Origin of the sequence: Metapseudomonas otitidis (genome assembly GCF_011397855.1) — a bacterium.
Classification (GTDB): Bacteria; Pseudomonadota; Gammaproteobacteria; order Pseudomonadales; family Pseudomonadaceae; genus Metapseudomonas; species Metapseudomonas otitidis.
Genome location: NZ_AP022642.1, coordinates 5,636,272 through 5,653,407 on the forward strand (window position 1 = coordinate 5,636,272; position 17,136 = coordinate 5,653,407).

At 61.6% G+C, this 17,136-nt stretch carries 11 protein-coding genes; 1 reads left to right on the forward strand and 10 read right to left on the reverse strand.

Features of this window, described 5'->3' with window-relative positions:
- Nucleotides 1-23: 23 nt before the first annotated feature.
- The 9 genes from gltB to PotMrB4_RS26140 form a co-directional block, all read right to left on the reverse strand.
- Nucleotides 24-4,469, reverse strand: a complete 4,446-nt coding sequence (gene gltB, locus PotMrB4_RS26100) for a glutamate synthase large subunit (protein WP_044406745.1) — start codon at nucleotides 4,467-4,469, stop codon at nucleotides 24-26.
- A 264-nt stretch (nucleotides 4,470-4,733) separates the two neighbouring features.
- Nucleotides 4,734-6,401 (reverse strand): SPOR domain-containing protein, encoded by a 1,668-nt coding sequence (locus tag PotMrB4_RS26105; RefSeq protein WP_172434849.1) that lies wholly within the window; start codon nucleotides 6,399-6,401, stop codon nucleotides 4,734-4,736.
- 10 nt (nucleotides 6,402-6,411) lie between these two features.
- Nucleotides 6,412-7,515: a 3-dehydroquinate synthase gene (gene aroB / locus PotMrB4_RS26110; RefSeq protein WP_142013730.1), complete on the reverse strand. Its 1,104-nt coding sequence runs from the start codon at nucleotides 7,513-7,515 to the stop codon at nucleotides 6,412-6,414.
- Between the two features lie 52 nt (nucleotides 7,516-7,567).
- On the reverse strand, nucleotides 7,568-8,086 hold the full coding sequence (gene aroK, locus PotMrB4_RS26115) for a shikimate kinase AroK (RefSeq protein WP_074973697.1): 519 nt from the start codon (nucleotides 8,084-8,086) through the stop codon (nucleotides 7,568-7,570).
- Nucleotides 8,087-8,091: 5 nt separating this feature from the next.
- The gene (gene pilQ, locus PotMrB4_RS26120) at nucleotides 8,092-10,218 is read right to left on the reverse strand and encodes a type IV pilus secretin PilQ (protein ID WP_172434850.1); all 2,127 of its coding nucleotides are present in this window, start codon (nucleotides 10,216-10,218) and stop codon (nucleotides 8,092-8,094) included.
- A 54-nt stretch (nucleotides 10,219-10,272) separates the two neighbouring features.
- Nucleotides 10,273-10,803 (reverse strand): type 4a pilus biogenesis lipoprotein PilP, encoded by a 531-nt coding sequence (gene pilP, locus PotMrB4_RS26125; RefSeq protein ID WP_172435161.1) that lies wholly within the window; start codon nucleotides 10,801-10,803, stop codon nucleotides 10,273-10,275.
- On the reverse strand, nucleotides 10,803-11,426 hold the full coding sequence (gene pilO / locus PotMrB4_RS26130) for a type 4a pilus biogenesis protein PilO (RefSeq protein WP_142013726.1): 624 nt from the start codon (nucleotides 11,424-11,426) through the stop codon (nucleotides 10,803-10,805). The genes pilP and pilO overlap by 1 nt, the downstream gene beginning before the upstream one ends.
- Entirely contained in the window at nucleotides 11,423-11,995 is a 573-nt protein-coding gene (gene pilN, locus PotMrB4_RS26135) for a type 4a pilus biogenesis protein PilN (protein WP_172434851.1), read from the reverse strand. The genes pilO and pilN overlap by 4 nt, the downstream gene beginning before the upstream one ends.
- A complete protein-coding gene (locus tag PotMrB4_RS26140) occupies nucleotides 11,995-13,059 on the reverse strand; it encodes a pilus assembly protein PilM (RefSeq protein ID WP_074973682.1) in 1,065 nt (354 codons plus the stop codon). The genes pilN and PotMrB4_RS26140 overlap by 1 nt, the downstream gene beginning before the upstream one ends.
- 373 nt (nucleotides 13,060-13,432) lie before the next feature.
- Here PotMrB4_RS26140 and PotMrB4_RS26145 point away from each other — a divergent pair, with 373 nt between their 5' ends.
- A complete protein-coding gene (locus PotMrB4_RS26145; protein WP_394354048.1) occupies nucleotides 13,433-15,664 on the forward strand; it encodes a penicillin-binding protein 1A in 2,232 nt (743 codons plus the stop codon).
- Between the two features lie 105 nt (nucleotides 15,665-15,769).
- On the opposite strand, the gene PotMrB4_RS26150 is transcribed toward PotMrB4_RS26145, so the two are convergent.
- Nucleotides 15,770-17,038, reverse strand: coding sequence for a malic enzyme-like NAD(P)-binding protein (locus tag PotMrB4_RS26150; RefSeq protein WP_172434852.1), 1,269 nt, complete (start codon nucleotides 17,036-17,038; stop codon nucleotides 15,770-15,772).
- Nucleotides 17,039-17,136 lie beyond the last annotated feature (98 nt).

The window sequence follows — 17,136 nt, forward strand, 5'->3', positions numbered from 1 at the left end:
CGGGCTCGCGGCTCGGGCGCTTGTTATTGCGGGTTGGCTCGGGTGCTGGAGAGCAGCGACGCGAGGTTCGCAGCCTTCGGCTTGACCAGCCAGAACCGGCGCAGGTAGTCGTCCAGGTTTTCCAGCAGGTGGGCACCCCAGTCGCTGGAGGTTTCCTTGACGTACTCCACCAGCACGCTGTGCAGGTGGCTGCGGTAGGCCTCCATGGACTCGTTGCTGATGCGCTGGATTTCCACCAGTTCGTGGTTGACCCGGTCGACGAAGCTGTTGTCCATGTCCAGCACGTAGGCGAAGCCGCCGGTCATGCCGGAACCGAAGTTGTAGCCGGTCTTGCCGAGGACGCAGACGAAGCCGCCGGTCATGTATTCGCAGCAGTGGTCGCCGGTGCCTTCCACGACGGCATGGGCGCCGGAGTTGCGCACGCCGAAGCGTTCGCCGGCGGTACCGGCGGCGAACAGCTTGCCGCCGGTGGCGCCGTAGAGGCAGGTGTTGCCGATGATGGCCGACTCCTGGCTCTTGAACGGGCTGCCCTTGGGCGGGGTGATGACCAGCTTGCCGCCGGTCATGCCCTTGCCGACGTAGTCGTTGGCGTCGCCTTCGAGGTAGAGGTCCAGGCCGCCGGCGTTCCACACGCCGAAGCTCTGGCCGGCAGTGCCCTTGAAGCGGAAGGTCACGGGGGTGTCCTTCATGCCCTGGTTGCCGTAGCGGCGGGCGATCTCGCCGGAGATGCGTGCGCCGATGGAGCGGTCGCAGTTGCCGATGGTGAGGTCGAAGCAGCCACCGGACTTGCTCTCGATGACGCCCTTGGCCATGTCCCACATGCGCTCGGCCAGCAGGCCGGGGTCGAACGGCGGGTTGCGGTCCACCTGGCAGTACTGGGGCTTGTCGGCCGGGATGCGGTCGCTGCCCAGCAGGGGGGTGAGGTCGAGGTTGCCCTGCTTGGCGGTTTCGCCCGGCAGGATGTCCAGCAGGTCGGTGCGGCCGATCAGTTCGCCGAGGCTGCGCACGCCGACGCGGGCCAGCCACTCGCGGGTTTCTTCGGCGACGTAGGTGAAGAAGTTCATCACCATTTCGACGGTGCCGATGAAGTGGTCCTTGCGCAGCTTGTCGTTCTGGGTGGCGACGCCGGTGGCGCAGTTGTTCAGGTGGCAGATGCGCAGGTACTTGCAGCCCAGGGCGATCATCGGGGCGGTGCCGAAGCCGAAGCTCTCGGCGCCGAGGATGGCGGCCTTGATGACGTCGAGGCCGGTCTTCAGGCCGCCGTCGGTCTGCACGCGAACCTTGCCGCGCAGGTCGTTGCCACGCAGGGTCTGGTGCGCTTCGGAGAGGCCCAGTTCCCACGGGCTGCCGGCGTACTTGATGGAGGTCAGCGGGGAGGCGCCGGTGCCGCCGTCATAGCCGGAAATGGTGATCAGGTCGGCATAGGCCTTGGCCACGCCGGCGGCGATGGTGCCGACGCCGGGCTCGGCCACGAGCTTCACCGAGACCAGGGCCTGGGGGTTGACCTGCTTGAGGTCGTAGATCAGCTGGGCCAGGTCTTCGATGGAGTAGATGTCGTGGTGCGGCGGCGGCGAGATCAGGGTGACGCCGGGCACGGCATAGCGCAGGCGGGCGATCAGGCCGTTGACCTTGCCGCCGGGCAGCTGGCCGCCTTCGCCGGGCTTGGCACCCTGGGCGACCTTGATCTGCAGCACTTCGGCGTTGACCAGGTACTCGGGGGTGACGCCGAAGCGGCCGGTGGCGACCTGCTTGATCTTGGAGCTGCGCACGGTGCCGTAGCGGGCCGGGTCTTCGCCGCCCTCGCCGGAGTTGGAGCGCGCGCCCAGGCGGTTCATGGCCTCGGCGATGGCTTCGTGGGCTTCGGGCGAGAGGGCGCCGAGGGAGATGCCGGCGGAGTCGAAGCGCTTGAGGATGTCGCCGACGGGTTCGACGTCATCGAGGGACAGGGGCTGGGTGCTCTCCTTGACCTTGAGCAGGTCGCGGATCATGGACACCGGGCGCTGGTCCACCAGGGCGCTGTACTGCTTGTAGGTCTCGTAGCTGCCCTGCTGCACGGCGGCCTGCAGGGTGTTGACCACGTCGGGGTTGTAGGCGTGGTACTCGCCGCCGTAGACGAACTTGAGCAGGCCGCCCTGCTGGATCGGCTTGCGGTTGCTCCAGGCTTCCTGGGCAAGCAGCTTCTGTTCGCTCTCGATGTCGACGAAGCGGGCGCCCTGGATGCGGCTGGCAACGCCACGGAAGCTGAGGTCGACGACTTCGTCGGCCAGGCCGACGGCTTCGAACAGCTGGGCGCCACGGTAGGAGGCGATGGTGGAGATGCCCATCTTCGAGAGGATCTTCAGCAGGCCCTTGGAGATGCCTTTGCGGTAGTGCTTGAAGACTTCGTAGAGGTCGCCGAGGACTTCGCCGGTGCGGATCAGGTCGGCAAGCACTTCGTAGGCGAGGTAGGGGTAGACGGCGGAGGCGCCGAAACCCACCAGGACGGCGAAGTGGTGCGGGTCGCGGGCGGTGGCGGTCTCGACCAGGATGTTGCAGTCGCAGCGCAGGCCCTGCTCCACCAGGCGGTGGTGCACGGCGCCGACGGCCAGGGAGGCGTGGGCGGGCAGCTTGCCGGGGGCGATGTTGCGGTCGGTGAGGACCAGCAGCACCTTGCCGGCGCGCACGGCTTCTTCGGCCTGGTCGGCGATGTTGCGCACGGCGGCTTCGAGGCCGATGGACTCGTCGTAGTTGAGGTCGATGACCTGGCGCTCGAAGCCTTCGCGGTCGAGGGTCATCAGGGCGCGCCACTTGGCCGGGGAAATCACCGGGCTGCTGAGGATGACGCGGCTGGCATGGGCCGGGGACTCGGAGAAGATGTTGCGCTCGGCGCCCAGGCAGATCTCCAGGGACATGACGATGGCTTCGCGCAGCGGGTCGATCGGCGGGTTGGTGACCTGCGCGAACTGCTGGCGGAAGTAGTCGTAGGTGGAGCGCACGCGCTTGGACAGGACGGCCATGGGGGTGTCGTCGCCCATGGAGCCGACCGCTTCCTGGCCCTGCTCGGCGAGCGGGCGCAGTACCTGGTCACGCTCTTCGAAGGTGACCTGGAACATCTTCATGTACTGCTTGAGCTGGTCGCTGTCGTAGCTGGCGACGCCGTGGTCGTCGTCGAGCTTCGCCTGGATGCGCACGGCGCTCTGGCGCAGCCACTGCTTGTAGGGGTGGCGCGACTTGAGGCGGCTGTCGATGTCCTCGGTGTTGAGGATCTGGCCGGTCTCGGTGTCGACGGCGAGGATCTGGCCGGGGCCGACGCGGCCCTTGGCGATGACGTCCTCGGGCTTGTAGTCCCACACGCCGATTTCGGAGGCGAGGGTGATGTAGCCGTTCTTGGTGGTGACCCAGCGGGCCGGGCGCAGGCCGTTGCGGTCGAGCAGGCAGACGGCGTGGCGGCCGTCGGTCAGCACGACGCCGGCGGGGCCGTCCCAGGGCTCCATGTGCATGGAGTTGTATTCGTAGAAGGCACGCAGGTCGGCATCCATGGTTTCCATGTTCTGCCAGGCCGGCGGGATGATCATGCGCACGCCACGGAACAGGTCGATGCCGCCGGTGACCATCAGTTCGAGCATGTTGTCCATGCTGGAGGAGTCGGAACCGACACGGTTGACCAGCGGGCCGAGTTCGTCGATGTCGGGCAGTTGCTCGTTGGCGAACTTGGTGCGACGGGCGACGGCCCAGTTGCGGTTGCCGGTGATGGTGTTGATCTCGCCGTTGTGGGCGAGGAAGCGGAAGGGCTGTGCCAGCGGCCACTTCGGCAGGGTGTTGGTGGAGAAGCGCTGGTGGAAGACGCAGATGGCGGTCTGCAGGCGTTCGTCACCCAGGTCCGGGTAGAACTGCTGCAGGTCGGCCGGCATCATCAGGCCTTTGTAGATGATGGTCTTGTTGGAGAAGCTGCAGACGTAGTGGTCGGCGTCGGCGGCGTTGGCCACGGACGAGCGACGACGCGCGCTGAACAGCTTGACCGCCATCTCCTGGTCGGACAGGCCTTCGCCGCCGATGAACACCTGCTCGATCTGCGGCAGGCGCTCCAGGGCCAGTTGGCCGAGCACGCTGGTGTCCACCGGGACCTTGCGCCAGCCGACCAGTTGCAGGCCGGCGGCTTCGATCTCGCGGTTCATGTTCGCGCGAGCGACCTCGGCACGGGCGTTGTCCTGGTTGAAGAACACCATGCCCACGGCGTATTGCCCGGGCAGGTCGACGCCGAAGGTTTCCTTGGCGATGGCACGCAGGAACAGGTCGGGTTTCTGGATCAGCAGGCCACAGCCGTCGCCGGTCTTGCCGTCGGCGTTGATACCGCCGCGGTGGGTCATGCAGGTCAGTGCTTCGATCGCGGTTTGCAGAAGATGGTGACTGGCCTCGCCCTGCATGTGGGCGATCAGGCCGAAGCCGCAGTTATCCTTGAACTCATCAGGATGGTACAGACCTGCTTTCATAGGGGGAACTCTCACCAGAGCGGCCTCTTTTTAGAGGCGGAATTTCTTTTAATTCAACCACTTACCTCTCGCACCGGACTTGACGCCAGCTTTGCGTAGGCAAAAGGGAGGTCAGTGTACATATCCACTGGGGTCGTTACAAATCTGCACGACGATTCGGTGAAAGTTTTTGTCGCAAAAGCGAAGGAATAGACCGGAAGGTCGTGCTAGCGACTTTCCGGTCACATCTGGGGAGTCAAGTGACAGGTGAGCCCGGGACCGGGCTCAGCGGGCCATCTCTTGCTGGATGCTGGCGAAGCTCTTCGGCCAGGGCTTGCCGGCCTGCACCTTGGCGGGCAGGGCCTTGATGGCGGCCTGGGCGGCGTTGCGGCTGGGGAAGTTACCATAAGTGACCACGTACAGTGGCTTACCCTGGTGCAGCTTCTTGAAGTAACGGTACTCGCCACCGTTCTGCTGGACGAACGACTTGGCGCTGGCTTCGGAGCTGGTGCCGAGGATCTGCACGGCGTAGTTGCCACCTGCCTGGGCACGGTACCAACCATCACCTGCACCACCACCCGTGGAGGCGACTGCAGCCGGTTTGGCAGCAGGCTTCTCGGCCGGCTTGGCTGCCGGTGCGGTCGCTGCAGGCTTGGCGGTCGGCGCCGGGGTTGCTGCGGGCTTGGTCGGCTGCGCACTGGGGGTGGCCTGAGCCACGACCGGAGCAGCAGGCGCGGTAGCCGGCGCTGCCGGTCGGGTAGCCGGCTGCTGGGTGACGATGGGTGCGGGCGGCTGGGCCGGCGCGGGGCTGGCCGTGGCTCCGACGGGCGGGGCGACCGTGGTCACGGTGGGCGGCACGGCGCTGCCTGCGGGTGGGGTACCGGCTTCATCCTGGTCTTCCTGCCCGGCGGCCTGGGCCAGCGGCTCACGGATGACCGGCTGGGCTTCGCCCACCAGCGGCAGGGGCAGCGGCTGCGACGAGCCGGCGAATTCGACGGCCGGCGCTTCACCGGGTTTGCCCGGCTGCTCAGGCGTGGACGGGGCAACGCCCTGGCCCAGGGGCAGTTGTGCCGTAGTGGGCTGGGCCGGTGCGGTGTGTTCGGAACGACCCTGCATCAGCCAGGCGGCGACGACACCGACGGCAACGACGCCCAGTGCCAGCAGGTGCTTCTTCGGTAGATTCAAGCTGAACCCTCCTTTGCGCGATGCGCCCCGCTCGGCGAGCATCGCTTCCACCAGGAGCTCGCGAGCGGCCTGATTGATGCCGCCGGGCCAGCCTCCGGACTGGAGGTGGATGTCTTCGATCTGTTCCTCGGTCAGCAGGTCGATACTCTGGCCGGCCCCTTCGAGGCGCTGCGCCAGGTATTCGCGGGTTTCGTCCTCGCTGTAGGGCAGAAGTTCAATGGCGTGGAAGCGTTCTTCACCATCGGCGACCAGTTCCAGGCGCGGCAGCAGCGAGGAGTCGGCGAAGAGGAAGACATGGGGACGCGATTCGCCGCTGCCGGCCGCCAGGGCCAGCAGGTTGTCGACGCCGGTGTCGTCCAGGTCCTCGGCATCATCGACGAGGAGGTAGACCTCCTGGCCGGTCAGGGCCAGTTGGCCGACCTGGGCGAGGATGGAGCGGCTGTCTGCCTGCGGAATGCCGAGCGCCTGGGCGATGAGGCGCATCAGACCACCGGCCTCGGCGGCGCCGCGCGCGGACACGACCACGCTCTGCACGGCCTGCTTGTTGGTGCTGGCAACCAGGGCCTGGCGCAGCAGGGTCTTGCCGGCGCCGTTGGGCCCGGTCACGACCAGCAACAGCTGGCTGTAGCGGGCCAGGTGGTGCAACTGGCCGAGGACGGGCTTGCGCTGGGCCGGGTAGAACTTGAAGCCGGGGACCCGCGCGGCGAACGGGTCATGGGTGAACTGGTAATGGGCCAGGAAGGCCTCTTCAGCGTGCAGGCTGCTCATGGGACTGTTTTTACTCTCCAAGCTCTTCGGCCAGGGCGCGGTAATCGGCGCTCAGGGTCTCGTCCAGAATGTTGCCCGGGTAATCGGCGGTGACTACCGCCTCTCCGAGCCGGCTCAGCAGCACAAGGCGCAACTGGCCATCGATCACTTTCTTGTCTACGGCCATGTGCTCCAGGAAATGGGCGGGAGTCATCTCCTGGGGCGGTACGATCGGCAGGCCCGCTGCACGCAGAAGGCGCATGGAGCGGTCGCGCTCTGCGGCGTCGATCCAGCCGAGGCGACGGGACATTTCCAGGGCCATGACGGTCCCGGCGGCTACCGCCTCACCATGCAGCCAGACGCCGTAGCCCATGTGGGTCTCGATGGCGTGGCCGAAGGTATGCCCCAGGTTGAGGGTGGCGCGGATGCCGGATTCGCGTTCATCGGCACCCACTACGCGGGCCTTGGCAGCGCAGGAGCGCTCGATGGCCTCGGTCAGCGCCGTCGGCTCGAGGGCCAGCAGAGCCTCCATGTGCGTTTCCAGCCAGTCCAGGAATGGCGCATCGCAGATCAGGCCGTATTTGATCACTTCGGCGAGCCCGGCGGAGAGTTCGCGAGGCGGCAACGTGCGCAGGGTCGCAGTATCGATCAGCACGGCCTTGGGCTGGTAGAAGGCACCCACCATGTTCTTGCCGAGGGGGTGGTTGATGCCGGTCTTTCCACCGACCGAGGAATCCACCTGGGACAGGAGGGTGGTCGGGACCTGGATGAAGTCGACGCCACGCTGGTAGCAGGCGGCGGCAAAGCCGGCCATGTCGCCGATGACGCCGCCACCCAGCGCGATGATGGTGGTGCGGCGGTCATGACGTGCGGTGAGCAGGCCGTCGAAGATGAGCTGGAGGGTTTCCCAGTTCTTGAAGGACTCGCCATCAGGCAGAACGATTGGCTGGACCTTGTAGCCGGCGAGGGTCTGGGTCAGCCGTTCGAGATAAAGCGGGGCGACGGTTTCGTTGGTGACGATGGCCACCTGCTTGCCCGCGATATGCGGCGCAAACAGCTCGGCCTTCGACAACAGGTCGGCACCGATGTGGATGGGATAGCTACGCTCGCCGAGATCGACCTGAAGTGTCCGCATGAGGCCCCCACTATGAAAAAGGGCACTAGGATAGCGCAGTTCCGCCCGCCCTTTAACGGGGCGGAAGGCCCTGTAGTCGCTCAAGTATTTCCTGCACCACCATCCGCGGCGGACGTTCATCGGTCTCGATGATGATGTCGGCGATCTCACGGTAGAGCGGATCACGAATGGCCATGAGGTCACGGAGGACCTTGGCCGGATCTGCCGTCCGCAGAAGCGGCCGGTTGCGGTCCTTGGACGTCCTGCCGATCTGCTGGTCGACAGAGGTGTGGAGGTAAACCACCCGACCGCCCGATCGCAGCGCTTCACGGTTGGCAGGCCGAAGCACGGCCCCCCCACCCGTCGCCACGACCAGCCCATCGGCTTCGCAAAGCTCCTGGATCATGGCCTGTTCGCGGTCACGGAAGCCCTGCTCCCCCTCCACATCGAAAATCCAGGGAATATTCGCCCCAGTTCGCTGTTCGATCTCCTTGTCGGAGTCCTTGAACGGCAAACGGAGTTCCTTGGCAAGCAAACGCCCGATGGTGCTCTTTCCAGCTCCCATCGGGCCAACGAGGATCAGATTGTGCACTGATATCAGCGACTCACAGCGATAGCCTGGTTGTTCATGATACGCGGAGTCAGGAATACCAGCAGCTCGGATTTCTTGTCTTGGACTATGTCTCTTCTGAACACACGCCCTACAAACGGCAGGTCACCGAGGAACGGCACTTTGTCCACAGATTTAGTCTGTGTATTAGAGAAGACACCGCCAATTACGATTGTCTCGCCATCACTCACCAACACTTTGGCATTTACCTCGTTCTTATTGATCGGAGGCACACCATTGAGTTGGTTTGCAAAGTCCGGAGCATCCTTATTGACCTTAACCTCCATGATGATCCGATTGTCTGGCGTAATTTGCGGAGTGACCTCCAGAGAAAGAGCGGCTTCTTTAAAAGTCGTGGTAGTCGCCCCACTGGAACTAGCTTCCTGATATGGAATCTCCGCGCCTTTCAGAATTTTTGCAGTCTCCTTGTCAGAGGTAACTACTTTAGGCTGGGAAACAATCTCGCCGTTACCGGTCTTCTCCATAGCGGAAAGCTGCAAATCGAGGATTGCATGACTGGAAATGAAGCCTATACCGATGCCAGAGGTGCTATTAGAAACCCCCATATCGACGAAGGGAGTCGGGCTATTATTAGTAACAGGCAGTGAGCACTGGCCCTGAAAAGGACCACAGGAAGCACCAGCGACACCATCCTTAATCCCAACATTACCGCTCTTCCCGAAATTCCGCCAATTTCCATTACTGTAAGCGCCACCCCACCTCACCCCCAGAGCCTTATCGTAATCAACATTAGCCTCAACAATACGGGCTTCAATCATTACTTGGCGCACAGGAATATCAAGCTGAGTAACAATACGACGCAATTCATCCAGCTTCTCTTGAGTCTGGTAAGCGATAATACTGTTGGTCCGATCATCAACAGTTATCGAACCGCGCTCATCTGTAACATTCGGCTCACCACTAGTAACAGACTGAAAGAGCTTGGCGATATCAGCAGCTTTGGCGTAGTTGACCTGTATGAGCTCGCGGCGCAGCGGAGCCAATTCGGAAATCTGCTTCTGAGACTCCAGTTCTTGGCGTTCACGGGCAGCGATCTCGTCCGCCGGTGCAACCAGCAGCACGTTACCGACCTTGCGCTTGTCCAACCCCTTGGTTTTCAGGACGAGGTCAAGTGCCTGATCCCAAGGTACATTCTGCAGGCGGAGCGTGATGTTGCCTTGTACGGTATCGGACGCAACCAGGTTCAGATCGGTGAAGTCAGCGATCAGCTGCAGTACCGAGCGGACATCAATATCCTGGAAATTGAGCGAGAGCTTTTCGCCGGAATAGGCAAAGCGCTCGGTCTTGCGCTTCTCCATATCTTCTTGGGTAAGCGGTTTGATACTGACAGTCAGCTTGTTTTCAGTCTGGTAGGCCAGGTAGTCGTAGAAGCCCGCCGGCTCGATCACGATACTGGCATCACCCGAGCTGCCAGAGGCACTGACGAACTGGACCGGGGTCGCGAAATCCTTTACATCAAGACGAACACGCAGAGACTCCGGGATTTGAGTCTTGGAAAAGTCCAGGCGGATCTTTCCACCCTGCTCCTGGATGTTGGGACTCACACTGGGGTCGGATAGGGTAATGACGACATTACCTTCGCCCTGCTCGCCTCTCTGGAAATCAATGTTGCTGATTGCCTTGCCCGCAGGCGCGAACGCTTTGACAGGTGCGACAGGCTGTGACGGAGCCGCTACCAGCGCACTGGTGCGTGCAGCCTGTTGAGCAGCGCCGGCAGCGTCGCCAACCAGAACGTAAAGGTTGTTACCCTCGACTCGCGTGCTGTAAGGCACCAACGTCGACAGGTTGATGATCATGCGAGTGCGATCTTTTGCCTCGACAAGAGTGACGCTCCGAGCATTACCTACCCCGAGCTCGCGGTTCTTGCTGCCAAGTTTGTTGGCAACGCCAGGCAGGTCCAATGCGATCCTTGCAGGCTGCTCAATCGTGTAGCCTCTCGGCTGTACAACGGGGCCGTCGAAACCGAGTTTCAGCTCGACCTTTCCGCCCGGCAGGGCCGCGACGTCTAGGGCCTTGAGGTCAGCAGCCAGCAACATAGGTGAAAACATGGCCGCCAGAAGAGAAAGTCCAAGGCGCGTTAGGGAGCTGTTCATTGTCAAATTCCGTTGTGCAGACCGGTGTTTGTAGTTCATAAAGTCACCCCGCCCTTAAGAGCGTTCCATGAGCGTGAGACTCCGAGGACGCTCAAGCCAGCCACCCTCTCCATCCGGGACGATCTCGACGACATCGATCTTGCCTTCGCTGATAGAAACAACCTTGCCGTCATTTCGCCCCAGATAATCGCCAACCTTGATCCGGTGCACCCCTCCTGCCCCACGGACCAACGCGAACATCCCACCGTTATTGGAAAGCGTACCCACCATTTCGAAGGTCTCGATATTGAACCCTTCGAGGAATTGCTTGACCCGGGTTTCATCCGGGTGGACATCCTTGCTGCCTTTCACCTTGTTAGCCAGATCGATTTTCACCGGAGGCTGGAAGGGACTCCGTAGTGCAGCGGCACTATAAGTAAAGGCCTCATAGGGCTGAAACTTCGGCAACGGCTCAATGGTCCCCTTGGGACGCGCACGAACCTCATCCATGTAGGTCTGAAGATCCGAGAAATCACCGCTATTCCCGCACCCCGACAAACTGGAAAACACCACTAAGGCAAGAACAGCCTTGGAGCTGACGCGCATCATTTCTGCAGCCCCTTGTCGTTGTATCGGTAAGTTTTGGCCAAAATACTCATACGCAGTTTGGAAGTACTTTCCGGGCTGAGCGGAGCAATACTGAAATCATGCAGTGTGACAATACGCGGCAAGCTGGCGACGCCACTCACAAATGTCGCTAAGTCGTGATAGCTGCCCACTACCGATATCTGGATAGGCAGTTCGATATAGAACTGCTGAACCACTTCCGGCTGGAGCTTGATCTCTTCGAACTCCAAACCACTACCCAGTCCAGTGCGCGTAATGTCCTCAAGCAAACCAGGAACTTCGGTGTCGCTTGGAAGCTGACGAAGAAGCGCGCCGAAGGAAGTCTCCATTTCCTTCATCTGGTCCTTGTAGGCTTCTAGGTTAGCGGCCTGGAAAGCCTTGGTGGTGAACTGCTGCTTCAGCGACTCTTCTTCAGCACGCTGCTGGTCGAGCTGCACCTCAAGATCCTTGAGGTGAAAGTTGTAACCCAGTGCCAAGATCGCAGCCATCACCAAAATGCAGGCTATGACCTTAACGGCAGACGGCCAGGAACCGACGTTATTCAGGTCAAGATCGTTGAGGTCGATCTTGCGCAGACTTTCCAGAGAATCAGCCAGACTCATTTCTTGGCTCCGGCATTGTCCGCAGCAGGCTGTGTCTGCTGCACGGTCAGTTGAAACACGTTCGCTTGATCAACAGCACCGGCGGTGATCGCCTTGACTTCTGTCAGGTTCGGTGCGGTCAACCACTCGGAGGCATCCAGATTCCGCATCAAGTTGGAAACACGGTTGTTGGATTCAGCTGCTCCAGTGATGGCAATACTGGACCCTGACATCTTCACGGTCGTGAAATACACACCATCGGGCAGAGTGCGAACAAGCTGATCAAAGACACGACCAATGATCGGGCGGTTGCCCTGCAGGTCCTGAATGATCTTCATACGTTCCAGCAACTGCTGCCGGCGTGTCTTGAGCTCGCTGATTTCCTTGATACGCGTATCCAGAACGGAAATTTCCTTGCGTACGAATTCATTCCTGGCGTTCTGGTTATCGATCTCGCCATTGAGGTATTGGTCGCCAAGGAACACGAGGCCTGCAGAAATAACGACCACACCGCCCAAGGCCACTAGGAATCGCTGCTTGCGCTCTTCCCGCAGCTGCTCACGCCACGGTAGCAGGTTAATACGCGCCATCAGTCGAAGCTCCTCATTGCCAAGCCACAAGCGATCATCAAGGCCGGCGCATCACTTGCCAGCGCACCTGCGTTGACTTTGCCGCTCAGTGCCATGTCGGCGAAGGGGTTTGCGACCAGCGTCGGCGTTCCGATCTTCTGCTGGATCAGGCGATCTAAATCGGGAATAGAGGCTGTACCGCCGGCCAGGAGGATGTAGTCGACATCGTTGTACTGACCCGCTGCGAAAAAGAACTGCAGCGACCGCGAGACTTGCTGGACAACTGCCTCTTTGAACGGTTGCAAAACCTCGCTGTCGTAGTCATCCGGAAGACCGCCCTGCTTCTTGGCCAAACCCGCTTCCTCGACAGACAGGCCATAGCGGCGCTGAATTTCTTCGGTCAACTGGCGACCTCCGAACAACTGCTCGCGACTGTATATGGTGCGACCATTATTCAAGACGCTCAGGGTGGTCATCGTCGCGCCGATGTCCACGATCGCAACCGTCAGGTCCTCCGATCCATTCCCCAGCTGGGAAGCAAGGAGCCCATAGGCGCGCTCAAGCGCATAGGCCTCGACATCCACGACTTTCGCGGTGAGCCCGGCGAGAGCAAGCGCTGCCTCGCGCACTTCAACGTTCTCGCGACGGCAGGCTGCCAGCAGCACATCCATTCGCTCGGGGTTTCGTGCAGAAACGCCCTGAACCTCGAAATCGATGGCTACTTCTTCAAGGGGATAAGGAATGTACTGATCAGCTTCGATCTTGAGCTGGTTCTCCAGCTCGTCATCGGACAACCCCGCATCCATCTCGATCGTCTTGGTGATGACGGCCGAACCCGCCACAGCAACGGCTACCAGCTTGGAGCCTGCCTTCGCCTTGGCGACCACACGCGACAGTGCCTGGCCGACGCCTTCCAGCTCAGCAATGTTCTTTTCGACGACAGCATTTGGCGGGAGCGGCTCGACGGCGTAGGCCTCTACCTTGTAGCGGCCACCCGAGCGACTCAATTCGAGGAGCTTGACCGAGGTCGAGCTTATGTCGATCCCCAGCAGCGAATTCGCTTTCTTGTTGAAGAGCCCTAGCACGACCGATTTCCTATCAGCGTCCGTGACTTACGGACGATTTATGTTTTTCCACATTAAATAACAGTCTTGACAGAAGCGCAAATGGCTCCCCGGGAAAAAAAACGCTTATAATGTGATCAGTTTTTCCCTTTTCAGATCTGTTTTCGCTTAACTCATTCTTTTGCCTGGAAATCCAAGAATCTTGATACGCCTGCTGAAGTTTTTCTGGTGGTCTTGCGTTGCTGTTTTTTGTGGGCTGTTGCTCAGTTTCAGCGGCGCTTATCTCTACCTTAGCCCGAGTCTTCCGTCTGTCGATTCCCTACGCAGCATCCAGCTGCAGATACCGCTGCGCGTGTATAGCAGCGATGGGAAGCTGATCGCCGAGTTCGGCGAGATGAGGCGGGCACCGATCCGTTTCGCGGACATCCCCCCGGAATTCATCCAGTCCCTGCTGGCGGCGGAAGACGACAACTTTGCCAACCATTATGGCGTCGACCTCACGAGCCTGGTGCGCGCTGCCACTCAATTATTGAAAAGCGGGCATATCCAGAGCGGCGGCAGCACCATCACCATGCAGGTGGCGAAGAACTACTTCCTCACCAGCGAGCGGAGTTTCTCCAGAAAGATCAACGAGATACTTCTTGCCCTGCAGATCGAACGAGAGCTCAGCAAAGACGAGATCCTTGAGCTCTACGTCAACAAGATCTACCTGGGCAACCGCGCCTACGGCATCGAAGCCGCTGCACAGGTCTACTACGGCAAGTCGATCCGGGAGCTGAGCCTGGCCCAGATGGCCATGATCGCCGGCCTTCCGAAGGCGCCTTCTCGCTTCAACCCACTGGTCAACCCGACCCGCAGCAAGGAGCGCCGCGACTGGATCCTCGGGCGCATGTTCAAGCTAGGCAAGATCGACCAGGCGCGCTACCAAGCCGCCATCAGCGAACCGATCGACGCGAGCTACCATGTTCCGACCCCAGAAGTGAACGCACCCTACATCGCAGAGATGGCGCGCGCCGAGATGGTCGGACGTTACGGCAGCGATGCCTACACCGAAGGTTTCCGCGTCACTGTCACGACACCGAGCGACCTGCAGGAAGCCGCCAACGTCGCCCTGCGCAGCGGCCTGATGGAGTACGACCAGCGCCACGGCTATCGCGGCCCGGAAACCCGACTTCCCGGCATGACCCGCGAAGGATGGGGTCAGGAGCTTGCCAAGCAGCGCACGATTGGCGGCCTTGAGCCCGCTATCGTCACCCAGGTCGAGCAGAGCGGCATCCTCGTGCTGACTCGCAGCGGCAATGAAGAGGCAGTCAGCTGGGACAGCATGAAGTGGGCACGCCCCTACTTGAACACCAACAGCCTCGGCGCCCGCCCGCGCCAGCCGGCAGACGTGGTACAGGTCGGCGACCTGATCCGCGTACTGCGCCAACCCGACGGTGCCCTACTGTTCAGCCAGCAGCCTTCAGCCCAGAGCGCCCTGGTTTCACTCGACCCTTACAGCGGCGCCATCCTCTCCCTGGTCGGCGGCTTCTCGTTCGAGCAGAGCAACTACAACCGCGCCACCCAGGCCAAGCGCCAACCCGGCTCGAGCTTCAAACCCTTCCTTTATAGTGCAGCGCTGGATAACGGCTTCACTGCCGCCAGCCTGGTCAACGACGCCCCCATCGTCTTCGTCGACGAATACCTGGACAAGGTGTGGCGCCCCAAGAACGACAACAACACCTTCCTCGGCCCCATCCGCATGCGGGAAGCGCTGTACAAGTCGCGCAATCTGGTTTCCATCCGCCTTCTGCAGGCCGTGGGGATCGACTACGCGATCAATTACATCAGCCGTTTCGGCTTCAACAAGGATGAACTGCCGCGCAACCTCTCCCTCGCCCTGGGCACTGCCACCCTCACCCCGATGGAGATCGCGACCGGCTGGAGCACCTTCGCCAACGGCGGTTACAAGATCCAGCCCTACCTCATCGAGCGAATCGAAAACCGGGAAGGCAAGGTCATCTTCACCGCCAACCCGCCCCGCGTACCACAGGACGACAAGCCCAGCGCCAGCATGGCCCAGGTCAACGCAGCGCCCGACACCCAGCTCAACCATGATGCAACCGCGGAGCCGGCCACCGCCGAACGCATCGTCGATGCCCGCACCACCTACATCCTGACCAGCATGCTGCAGGACGTAATAAAGCGCGGCACCGGTCGACGCGCCCTGGCCATGGGGCGTGGCGACATCGCGGGCAAGACCGGCACCACCAACGAGTCCAAGGACAGCTGGTTCTCCGGCTACAACGCCGACTACATCACCACGGTTTGGGTCGGCTTCGACCAGCCCGAGAGCCTGGGCCGGCACGAATACGGCGGCACGGTCGCCCTGCCGATCTGGATGAGCTACATGAGTGCAGCCCTGAAGGACAAACCGGAGCACGTCCAGCCAGAACCCGAGGGGATTCTCACGCTGCGCATCGACCCCCTGAGCGGGCGTGCAGCAACACCGGGAACGCCCAATGCATTCTTCGAACTGTTCAAGAGCGAAGACTCGCCCCCGCCCATGAGCGAACTCGACCCGGGCTCCAGCATTCCAGGCAGCCCCCTGCCAGCGGACGAAGCTGCCCCTATCGATCTGTTCTGAGCAAACGAGAAGAGCCCGCGATCAGCGGGCTCTTCCTTTCCAGCCGAACACATCCACCAGACATGAAAAACCCGCCAGCAGGCGGGTTCTTCACATCAGCGGCGATCAGCCCTGAAACACATCATCCACCGATTTCAGCGGGTAGTGCTTCGGATAAGGCAGGGTTGCTACGCCGGACTCGATGGCCGCCTTGGCAACCGCGTTGGAAACCACGGTGATCAGGCGCTTGTCCATCGGCTTCGGAATGATGTACTCACGGCCGAACTCCAGGGAAGCTACGCCGTAGGCATCGCAGACATCCTTGGGCACCGGCTGCTTGGCCAGGTCACGCAGCGCCAGCGCTGCTGCGATCTTCATTTCTTCGTTGATACGGGTGGCACGAACATCCAGCGCACCGCGGAAGATGAAGGGGAAGCCCAGCACGTTGTTCACCTGGTTCGGGTAGTCCGAACGGCCAGTGGCCATGATCACGTCGCTGCGAGTCGCATGGGCCAGTTCCGGCTGGATTTCCGGATCCGGGTTGGAGCAGGCGAAGACGATCGGGTTGGCCGCCATGCGCTTGAGGTCTTCCGCGCTCAGCAGGTTGGCGCCGGAGAGACCGACGAACACGTCCGCACCTTCCAGGGCATCGGACAGGGTGCGCTTGGGGGTCTCGTGGGCGAAGACCGCCTTGTACTGGTTCAGGTCATCGCGGCCGGAGTGGATCACGCCCTTGCGGTCGACCATGTAGATGTTCTCGACCTTGGCACCCATGCTCACCAGCAGCTTCATGCAGGAGATGGCGGCAGCACCGGCCCCCAGGCAGACGATCTGGGCTTCCGGCAGAGTCTTGCCGGCGATTTCCAGGGCATTGAGCATGCCGGCGGCCGTGACGATGGCGGTACCGTGCTGGTCATCGTGGAAGACCGGGATGTCGCATTGTTCGATCAGGGTGCGCTCGATCTCGAAGCACTCGGGCGCCTTGATGTCTTCGAGGTTGATGCCGCCGAAGGTGATGGAGATGCGCTTGACGGTGTCGATGAAGGCCTGGGGGCTCTCGGCGTCCACCTCGATGTCGAACACGTCGACACCGGCGAAGCGCTTGAACAGAACACCCTTGCCTTCCATGACCGGCTTGGAGGCCAGCGGGCCAAGGTTGCCGAGGCCGAGGATGGCGGTGCCGTCGGAAATCACTGCCACCAGGTTGCCCTTGCCGGTGTACTTGTAGGCCAGCTCGGGATCACGGGCGATCTCGCGCACCGGCTCGGCGACGCCCGGGCTGTAGGCCAGCGAGAGGTCGCGGGCGGTGGCGGTGGGCTTGGTCAGCTCGACGCTCAGTTTCCCGGGGCGGGGTTGGGCATGGTATTCGAGAGCGGCAGTTTTCAGATCAGACATGTTGGCATTCCGCTTTTACTGTTATGACAGACGGACGGGCGAGCATACGCAAGAAGCAAGGGGCCTACAAGACTAGGCAGTCACGGCTCGTCAACCCC

Bases quoted from the DNA above. Each gene is read 5' to 3' on its own strand.
- PotMrB4_RS26105 (WP_172434849.1), bottom strand. From the start codon at position 6,401: ATGAGCAGCCTGCACGCTGAAGAGGCCTTCCTGGCCCATTACCAGTTC.
- pilO (WP_142013726.1), bottom strand. From the start codon at position 11,426: ATGAGTCTGGCTGATTCTCTGGAAAGTCTGCGCAAGATCGACCTCAAC.
- pilQ (WP_172434850.1), bottom strand. From the start codon at position 10,218: ATGAACAGCTCCCTAACGCGCCTTGGACTTTCTCTTCTGGCGGCCATG.
- pilP (WP_172435161.1), bottom strand. From the start codon at position 10,803: ATGCGCGTCAGCTCCAAGGCTGTTCTTGCCTTAGTGGTGTTTTCCAGT.
- PotMrB4_RS26150 (WP_172434852.1), bottom strand. From the start codon at position 17,038: ATGTCTGATCTGAAAACTGCCGCTCTCGAATACCATGCCCAACCCCGC.
- pilN (WP_172434851.1), bottom strand. From the start codon at position 11,995: ATGGCGCGTATTAACCTGCTACCGTGGCGTGAGCAGCTGCGGGAAGAG.
- PotMrB4_RS26145 (WP_394354048.1), top strand. From the start codon at position 13,433: ATGAGGCGGGCACCGATCCGTTTCGCGGACATCCCCCCGGAATTCATC.
- aroB (WP_142013730.1), bottom strand. From the start codon at position 7,515: ATGCGGACACTTCAGGTCGATCTCGGCGAGCGTAGCTATCCCATCCAC.
- gltB (WP_044406745.1), bottom strand. From the start codon at position 4,469: ATGAAAGCAGGTCTGTACCATCCTGATGAGTTCAAGGATAACTGCGGC.